The sequence below is a fragment of the Chloroflexota bacterium genome (assembly GCA_020850535.1).
In the GTDB taxonomy this organism is placed as follows: Bacteria; Chloroflexota; UBA6077; order UBA6077; family JACCZL01; genus JADZEM01.
Genome location: JADZEM010000133.1, coordinates 1 through 4031 on the forward strand (window position 1 = coordinate 1; position 4031 = coordinate 4031).

Sequence of the window (4031 nt, forward strand, 5' to 3'; positions counted from 1 at the left end):
CCCGACCGCCCGTTCCATGATGCTTCGGGGACACCAATGAACATGCCATCGCCCTGATGCTGCTACCAGTGCAATCGTATGTTGAGCGCGTCGTGCGGCCGCGTCGGGGCTTGAAAGCCCCGCCTACGATCCTGCAGTCGCTGCGCGACGCGCCAGTCGCACCAGTGCCTGCCGTTCCCGACGGCCGTCGCGCAGCGACTGAATGAGTGTAGGCGGGGACTTCAGTCCCCGACCGCCCGTTCCATGATGCTTCGGGGACACCAATGAACATGCCATCGCCCTGGCTTCCCTGGTCAGCCCGATCCGGCCTGGACGCCGTTCATGACGATCTCATCACAGCCGGGGCCGCAGCATCGCCACGGGCACGAGAAAGCCAGGACTGCAGCACGGCCAGCCTTACGGCTCTGGCGGTCCAGGGGTGGCGGGCGGCGAGATCAGCACCTTGTCCACCCGCCGGCCATCCATGTCGATGACTTCCACCCGCAGGCCCCGCCAGACGATGGTGTCGCCGGCGCTCGGCACGCGATTCAGCTCGCGCATCACCAGCCCGCCGACGGTCCGGAACGCCCCGCGCTCGTCGTCAGACAGCTCCCCAACGCCGAACAGCTCGTCAAGCTCGTCCACCAGCAACAGGCCGTCCACCAGCCAGGTGCCGTCCTCGCGCTGGACCGCCGCAGGGTCTGGGGCGTCGCCCGGCTCGGGCAGCTCCCCCACAATCGCTTCGAGGATGTCCGTCGGCGTGACCAGCCCGGCGATGATCCCGTGCTCGTCCACCACCACCGCGACGCGCGGATGGGCCGTCTTGAGCTGATCGAGCAGGCGCAGCGCCGTCATCGTCTCGGGCACGAAGGTCGGCTGCACCACCATCGCTTCGAGGTCGGGCTGCCCGCCGGCCAGGAAGGCCCCCAGCAACTGCTTGCTCGCCACCAGCCCAACGAGCTGATCGAGGTCGCCTCGGGCGACGGGATAGTGGCTGTAGCTGCTGCTGGCGATCACCTGCCAGTTGGTCTCCGGCGGGTCTTCCAGGTCGAGCCAGACCATGCGCGGGCGTGGCACCATCAGCTCAGCGACGCGCCGATCTGTCAGCTCGAAGACGCTCTCGACGATCTCCCGCTCGGCCTCCTCGAACACGCCGGTCTCAGCGCCCTCGGCCAGCATGAATTTGACCTCGTCCTCGGTCACGCCGGCGTCGGCGGACGGCCGCAGCTGGATCAGGCGCAGCACCGCGTCCGTCGAGAGCGTGAGCAGGGTCACCAGCGGGCCGGCCGCATGCGAGAGCCAGAGCATCGGGCGGGACATGACCACGGCGACGCGCTCGGCGTGGTTCAGGCCGATGCGCTTCGGCACCAGCTCGCCCAGGATCAGCGAGAGGTAGGTGATCGTGGCGACGACCACGGCCAGCCCGATCGCGTCGCCGTAGGCGGCCAGCGCCGGCACGTCGGACAGCAGATCGCCGATCTTCTCGGCGATGGTCGCGCCGCCGAATGCGCCGGCGAAGATGCCCACCAGGGTGATCCCGATCTGCACCGTCGAGAGGAAGCGGGTCGGCTCGTCCGACAGTTGGAGCGCCGTGGCCGCGCCGGCGTCCCCGTCTTCCGCTCGCTGGCGCAGGCGGGCCTTGCGCGCGGAGACGACGGCGATCTCGGACATCGCCAGCACGCCGTTGAGGGCAATCAGGAGCAGGATCAGGAAGGCGTCCCGCCCGATCTCGTTCATGCGTCAGGGCCAGCAATTGTCATCGAATAGTCATGATGCCAGATCAACCTGACACCAGGATTAAGCAGAATGAGGCGATCCTTCCAACGGCGTTTGCATGGCCGATTCCTGGTGCACACTGACCGTAGATGCGCGTCGATACACGCCCCGTCCACGACCCAGCCGCCGGCCCGCCCGCCCCTGACAGCGCACCATCTGTGCCGTTGACGCTCGGGGCGCGGGGGCGGCGGGCCGCGCTGCCGGCGTTGCTCGGGCTGGCCGTCTTCATGGTGTCGCTCACGCTGCGCCTGTGGGGGCTGGACCTCGTCCTCACCACGGACGAGGGCTACTGGATGCAGCGTTCGGTGCGGTTCGCGGCGGCGCTCTCTCGCGGCGACTGGGGCAGCACCTTTCGGGCGGGGCACCCGGGCGTCACGGTGATGTGGGCGGCCACGCTGGGCATCGGGTCAGAGGGGCTGACGCCGCTGTTCCCGGAGCGGCTCGCCCGCTACGAGACGCTCCAGCGTGCGCCGACCTATCTCGCGGCGGTCTCGGACGCCCGGCGCGGCGTCGCGGCGGCAACCGCATTGCTGGTGACGATGGCGGTCCTGCTCTGCTGGCGGCTGTTTGGGGGTGGGGCGGCCCTGCTCGGCGGGACGGTGCTGGCGCTGGACCCGTACGCCATCGGCATGACGCGGCTGCTGCACGTGGATGCCCTGCTGGCCCCGCTGATGCTCGTGTCGCTGCTCGCGGGCCTCGTGTTCTTCACCGCGTCGCGCCGGTGGCCGTACCTGGCGCTGTCGGCGGTAGGTGGCGGGCTGGCGCTGCTGACGAAAGCGCCCGCGGGCATCCTCCCGCTGTTCGTGGGGCTGCTCGGACTGTGGGCGGCGATCAGCGCGTGGCGAGATGGCCGCCCGGCCGCCGGAGCGGCCCTCGGCGGGCTGTGGCCGGTCCTGGCCTGGGGCGCGGTGGCGGCGCTCGCGTACCTCCTGCTCTTTCCGGCCCTGTGGGTCGATCTGCCGGGGCGTGTGTGGCAGCTGGTCACGTTCGTCAGGGAGGTCGGGCTGCAGCCGCACAACGGGAACTTCTTCCTCGGGCAGCCGGTCCTCGACGATCCTGGCCTGTTCTACTATCTCGTCGCGGCACCCCTCCGCATGAGCCCGCTGGCGGCGCTCGGCCTTGCGTTGCTGGTCTTTCAGGCCCGCCCCGGCGAGAACCGCCGCGCGATCTGCTGGGCGTTGCTCTTCGCGGCGCTGTTCGTGCTGATGATGTCGCTGGCCTCGAAGAAGTTCGACCGCTACCTGCTGCCCGTCCTGCTGCTGTTCGACGTGGTGGCCGGGGTCGGACTGTGGCGGGCGGCGCGCCTGGTCTGGGGCCGCACTGTCCCCTGCCGGCGGGGCTGGCCGGTGGGCGTCCTGCGCGAGGGCGTGGCCCTGGCCGGCGTCGGCGTGCTGGTGGCGTCAGTTCAGCTCGGGCTGCTGGTGCGCGTCTGGCCCTACCCCATCGCCTACTACAACCCGATGGCCGGCGGCCCGGAGCGGGCCCGCGACCTGATCATGATGGGCTGGGGCGAGGGCCTGGAGCAGGTCGGCGCGTACCTCAACAGCCTGCCCGGGGCCGAACGGCTGGTGGTCGTCACGAGCTACCACCACGTCGTGCGACCGCGCTTCGTTGGCGAGACGGTCCCGATTGCCCCCTACATGCGCGGCATCGCGAACCTCCCGACACCAGACTATCTGGTGCTGTACCTGAACGCCGTGCAGCGCCGACAGATCTCGCCGGAAGTCGTCTATGCCCAGGCCGTCGGCGAGCCGGTCTTCGCGGCGAGGGTGAACGGGCTGGAGTACGCCTGGGTCTACCACCTGCCGCGCAGAGGGCCGCGCCCGGCCGTCCCTGCCCCGGTCCCGGTGGACGAGCCGAACGAGGGCGACGAGAACTGACGGCAGGCCCGCGCCCCGTACGAACCGCGCCGCCACACGCGCTCCTGCGACGGGCTTTACCGATCCTTTGGGTCTGTCACGAAATAACGGTGCCAGCCGTGCGAGAATGTGGTCGGATCCGGTAGTTCCAGTCACCGTGGAAGGGGTGCCGTTCGAGGTTGATGCTGGCGAACTCGGCATCGGTGACCTTGCGTCCGGTCGGGTAGGTGTCGGTATCGAGCTCACACTGGACCGTCAAGCCGCTGCGCGTCGTCGTGGCCGCGATCAGACTCACGATCGCGGCGTAGCTGACCAGTGGCTTGCCGCGCCAGTTCTGGGTGATGTACGAGAACAGGCGATGCTCGATCTTGTTCCACTTGCTGGTGCCGGGTGGCAGATGGCAGACGCGCAGCTCCA

At 69.5% G+C, this 4031-nt stretch carries 3 protein-coding genes; 1 reads left to right on the forward strand and 2 read right to left on the reverse strand.

Annotated features, from left to right (window positions below):
* Positions 1-396: 396 nt before the first annotated feature.
* A complete protein-coding gene (locus IT306_19270) occupies positions 397-1716 on the reverse strand; it encodes an HlyC/CorC family transporter (GenBank protein MCC7370570.1) in 1320 nt (439 codons plus the stop codon).
* A gap of 128 nt (positions 1717-1844) precedes the next feature.
* On the opposite strand from IT306_19270, the gene IT306_19275 reads away from it, so the two are divergent.
* Positions 1845-3635: a glycosyltransferase family 39 protein gene (locus IT306_19275; GenBank protein MCC7370571.1), complete on the forward strand. Its 1791-nt coding sequence runs from the start codon at positions 1845-1847 to the stop codon at positions 3633-3635.
* A gap of 76 nt (positions 3636-3711) precedes the next feature.
* On the opposite strand, the gene IT306_19280 is transcribed toward IT306_19275, so the two are convergent.
* The coding region (locus tag IT306_19280; protein ID MCC7370572.1) for an ISAzo13 family transposase at positions 3712-4031 on the reverse strand (320 nt) is incomplete at its 5' end.

What these genes read in the sequence shown, in the direction of transcription:
- IT306_19270 (MCC7370570.1), bottom strand. Translation starts at nt 1,716, where the DNA reads ATGAACGAGATCGGGCGGGACGCCTTCCTGATCCTGCTCCTGATTGCC.
- IT306_19275 (MCC7370571.1), top strand. Translation starts at nt 1,845, where the DNA reads ATGCGCGTCGATACACGCCCCGTCCACGACCCAGCCGCCGGCCCGCCC.